Annotated in this window: 5 protein-coding genes; all 5 read right to left on the bottom strand. The window is 69.1% G+C overall.

Annotation, left to right across the window (positions count from 1 at the left end):
• Positions 1-102: 102 nt before the first annotated feature.
• Positions 103-1,194 (bottom strand): 3-dehydroquinate synthase, encoded by a 1,092-nt coding sequence (gene aroB, locus AB4Y86_RS13115; protein ID WP_441402654.1) that lies wholly within the window; start codon positions 1,192-1,194, stop codon positions 103-105.
• Positions 1,191-1,730 (bottom strand): shikimate kinase, encoded by a 540-nt coding sequence (locus tag AB4Y86_RS13110; protein WP_441402656.1) that lies wholly within the window; start codon positions 1,728-1,730, stop codon positions 1,191-1,193. The genes aroB and AB4Y86_RS13110 overlap by 4 nt, the downstream gene beginning before the upstream one ends.
• 107 nt (positions 1,731-1,837) lie before the next feature.
• A complete protein-coding gene (gene aroC, locus AB4Y86_RS13105; protein ID WP_441402653.1) occupies positions 1,838-3,037 on the bottom strand; it encodes a chorismate synthase in 1,200 nt (399 codons plus the stop codon).
• A gap of 26 nt (positions 3,038-3,063) precedes the next feature.
• The gene (locus AB4Y86_RS13100) at positions 3,064-3,933 is read right to left on the bottom strand and encodes a shikimate dehydrogenase (protein ID WP_441402655.1); all 870 of its coding nucleotides are present in this window, start codon (positions 3,931-3,933) and stop codon (positions 3,064-3,066) included.
• Positions 3,930-4,344: endolytic transglycosylase MltG (locus AB4Y86_RS13095; protein WP_441402652.1), on the bottom strand; the 415-nt coding region annotated here is incomplete at its 5' end. The genes AB4Y86_RS13100 and AB4Y86_RS13095, both read right to left, overlap by 4 nt.

Raw genomic sequence — 4,344 nt, 5'->3', positions numbered from 1 at the left:
CGTCCTCGTTGACCAGCTGCGGCATGAGGGTTTCGGGGTTGATCCGGATGCCGGGGAACCCGCCGTCCGGCCACTCGCTGGTGCCGCCGGAGTCGCTGATCATCAGGAGGCAATTTCCTGGTAGGCCGCGAAGAGCAGCGAGGTGTCCGGCACGTCCAGGATGCCGGGGCGGGCGACGCCGTCGAGGACCACGAAGCGGAGCAGGTCGCCGCGGGACTTCTTGTCCCGCCGCATGCCGTCCAGCAGTGCCTGCCAGCGGTCGCGCCGGTAGGTGATGGGCAGTCCGAGGCTTTCCAGGATGTTCCGGTGCCGGTCGGCGTCGGCGTCGCTGAGCCGGCCGACGCTGCGCGCCAGTTCGGCGGCGAACATCATGCCCACCGAAACGGCGGCGCCGTGCCGCCAGGAGTAGCGTTCGGCGAGTTCGATCGCATGGCCCAGGGTGTGGCCGTAATTGAGGATCTCGCGCTGTCCGGTTTCCAACAGGTCCTCGGAGACGACCCGGGCCTTGACCGTGATGGCGCGTTCGATGAGTTCGCGCAGCGTGTCCGCGCGGGGATCGGACACGGCGGAGGGGTCCTTTTCGATCAGGTCGAGGATGGCCGGGTCCGCGATGAAACCGCACTTGATGACCTCGGCCATGCCGGAGATGAGCTCGTTCTTCGGCAGCGTGTCGAGCGTGTCCAGGTCCGCGAGGACGCCGGCCGGCGGGTGGAAGACGCCCACCAGGTTCTTGCCCTCGGCGGTGTTGATGCCGGTCTTCCCGCCGACGGCGGCGTCCACCATGCCGAGCAGGCTGGTGGGCATGTGGATGACCTTGACGCCGCGCAGCCAGGTCGCGGCAACAAAGCCGGCGAGGTCGGTCACTGCTCCCCCGCCCACGGCGACTATTGCGTCGGAGCGGGTGAAGTCGTTCTGGCCCAGCACCTGCCAGCAGAACGAGGCCACCTCGATGTGCTTGCCCTCCTCGGCATCCGGGATCTCGGCCGTCAGCGCGGTGAAGCCGGCGGTGGCCAGCTCTTCCCTGACCGCGTCACCGGTGAGCCGCAGAGCGCGCGGGTGGATGACGAGGACGCGCTTGACGCGCTCCCCCAGGAGGCCGGGAAGGCGGGCCAGCAGCCCGCGGCCGACGACGACGTCGTAGTTGTCACCCGCTGCCTGGCCGGTGACTTTGATGACGGTTGATTCGGTGCTCACATTTCAACTTTCTTTGTTGCCGCCGGGGTGGCGGCCGTCCCGGTGTGGGCCGCTGCCAGTCGCGCCAGCGCATCTTGGAGCCGGTCTGCGAGGTCCGGAACGGAACCGCTCCGGACATCGAGGGTCAGATTGGCGAGCCGTTCGTACACCGGCTGCCGGGTGGCGAACAGGACCCGCCAGCGTTCCATCGCGTCGCCAGCCAGGAGCGGGCGCCCGGAGTTCCGGGCGATCCGCTCCGAGACGGTATCCGCGTCGCATTCGAGGTAGACCACCGTGCAGTTGGCCAGCAGTTGCTGGGTGCCCGAGTCCAGCACGGCGCCGCCGCCGAGGGAGATCACCGTGGCGCTGTCGGCGGCGTCTTCCACGGCTTGGGCCACCGCCCGCGCCTCGAGTTCGCGGAACGCGGACTCGCCCCGACCGGCGAAGATATCCGCGATGGTGCCGTGCCGGGCGACCACTTCGACGTCGGTATCGACGAAGCGGGCGCCGAGTTGCTGGGCAAGCTGATGACCGATCGCCGACTTGCCGACCGCCATCGGGCCGATCAGGGCTACCGGACGTTTCAGCACTTCGCGCAGTCCTTCACTCAATCCTTTTCGCAGTTCCTTGGGCGGCGTTTCACGCGGCGCGTTGCGGGCCGGCACTAGTGCCCGATCGAGTCCAGGGACGCCGGGATGTTGTCCAGGTAACCCTTGATGTTGCGGGCCGTCTCCTGCACGGAGTCGCCGCCGAACTTTTCCGTGACCGCTTCGGCCAGGACCAGGGCCACCATGGCCTCGGCCACGACGCCGGCTGCCGGGACCGCACAGACGTCCGAGCGTTGGTGGTGGGCCTTGGCCGCCTCACCGGTGCTGACGTCCACGGTCCTGAGTGCGCGCGGCACCGTCGCGATGGGCTTCATGGCGGCGCGGACCCGGAGTACGTCGCCGATGCTCATGCCGCCTTCGACGCCGCCGGCCCGGTTGGAGGTGCGGATGATCCGGCCGTCCGCGTCCTTGACGATTTCGTCGTGGGCGGCCGAGCCGCGGCGTGCGGCGGTGCGGAAGCCGTCGCCGACTTCGACGCCCTTGATCGCCTGGATGCCCATCAGGGCGGCGGCCAGGCGTGAGTCAAGGCGCCGGTCCCAGTGCACGTAACTGCCGAGTCCCGGGGGCAGCCCGTAGGCGAGGACTTCGACGACGCCGCCAAGGGTTTCGCCTTCTTTGTGCGCCGTGTCCACCTCGGCGACCATGGCGTCGGAGGTTTCGCGGTCGAAGCAGCGCAGCGGGTCCGCGTCGAGGGCCAGCACGTCGTCGGGGGCCGGCAGGGGCCGGCCTTCCGGAACGGACACGCTGGCGATGGACACGGTGTGTGAGACCAGTTCGATGCCCAGCTGCTTGAGGAAGGCGGCCGCCACGGCGCCCAGGGCGACGCGGGTGGCGGTTTCCCTGGCACTGGCGCGTTCCAGGACCGGCCGGGCCTCGTCGAAGCCGTATTTCTGCATGCCGGTGAAATCCGCGTGGCCGGGCCGTGGCCGGGTCAGCGGCGCGTTCCGGGCCTGGTCGGCGAGGATGTCGGCGTCCACCGGATCAGCGGACATGATCTGTTCCCACTTGGGCCATTCGGTGTTGCCGACCTGGATGGCGACCGGGCCGCCTTGGGTCAATCCGTGGCGGACACCGCCGAGGACCGTCACCGTGTCTTGTTCAAACTTCATCCGGGCGCCGCGGCCGTAGCCGAGCCGGCGCCGGGCCAGTGCCTCGACGATCCGGGCGCTGGTGAGCTCAACACCGGCGGGGACGCCTTCGATAATTCCGACCAGGGCCGGACCATGGGATTCTCCGGCAGTCAACCAACGCAACATAGATTCCATCCTGCCATGCATGGCACTTAGAACACCCGCCGAGGTGCCCCGACTGCGTCACACATCACATCTATGACTTCGGCCGGAACGGGACCCTCGAGGCCGGTGAAATACCGCACTTGCTCAACGGCCTGGTAGAGCAGCATTTCAAGGCCCGGGACCACGAGGCCGCCCGCCTCCGACCAGGCGGTGGCGATCCGGCTGGGCCACGGATCGTAGGCGACATCGAGGAGCACGCCGTGCGCCTTCGAGCCCGTCCCGGCCAGTTGCTCCGCCAGGCCGTCCGCAGCCCGCGGCGGCAGAGTGGAGATCACGACGTCGAGACCCGGGAGGGCCCGGGCCGCGTCCGCAAGCGGCCGCACCTGCAGGCTGAGGCCGACGGCGGCGGCCGCCGTGCGGACTTCCGCGGCACGGTTGACGTCCCGGACATAGACGGCGGCCGACGGCGCACCGAGTTCCTTCAGGGCGGCCACGGCCGCGGCCGCGGTTCCACCGCCGCCAAGGACGGCCGCGGACGGCTGAGCAGACGCTCCGGCGTACCGAAGTGCGTTGACGATCCCGGCGACGTCGGTGTTGTAACCCACCAGCCTGGCCGGGGCGTCCCCCGGCGCCGCCGGGTCGAAGGCGACGGTGTTGACCACACCCAGTTCGCGGGCAACGCCGCGGACCTCATCGACCGCACCGGCCATGGCGGCCTTGAGCGGCATTGTCACCGACAGCCCCCGCCAGCTGCCGTCGCCGCGAACCCTGGCCAGGAAGGCCGGGAGTCCCTCGACGGTCACGTCGATCGCTTCGTAGGCGATGTTGACGCCGAGCCGGGCGTACGCGGCGCGGTGCAGCGCCGGGGACCGCGAGTGGCTGATGGGATGCCCGAGGACGGCGGCCCGCAGGGTCACACGCAACGGTTCGGGTTGGCGTCGCACCAGGCGTTGTACTTTGCGACGTTGACATTGTGTTCGGCCAGCGTTTTAGCGAACTTCGTCTCCTTGGTGTCCAGGTTGATGGTCACCCAGTAGAGGTAGTCGTTGGTCTTGGGCTTGGCGGCGGCGTCGATCGCCGTCTTGCCCGGGGATCCAATCGGACCGGCCGGCAGGCCAACATTCGCGTACGTGTTGTACGGGTTGGACTTATCCGCCTTCTGCGCCTCGTCGATGTGGAAGCTCCGGATTCCCAGCCCGTAGGTCACGGTGGCGTCCGACTGGATCAGGCCGTTCGTCTCGGTGTTGTTGGGCTTGAGCCGGTTGTAGATGGCGCCGGCCACGTCGCCGTATTCGGCCTGGCCGCCTTCGGCCTGCACGATGCTGGCG

This window comes from Arthrobacter sp. 2YAF22_2 (assembly GCF_052114645.1).
Taxonomy (GTDB): domain Bacteria; phylum Actinomycetota; class Actinomycetes; order Actinomycetales; family Micrococcaceae; genus Arthrobacter.
The sequence above is the reverse complement of the archived record's forward strand: the minus strand, read 5'-3'. Positions and strand labels throughout refer to the sequence as shown.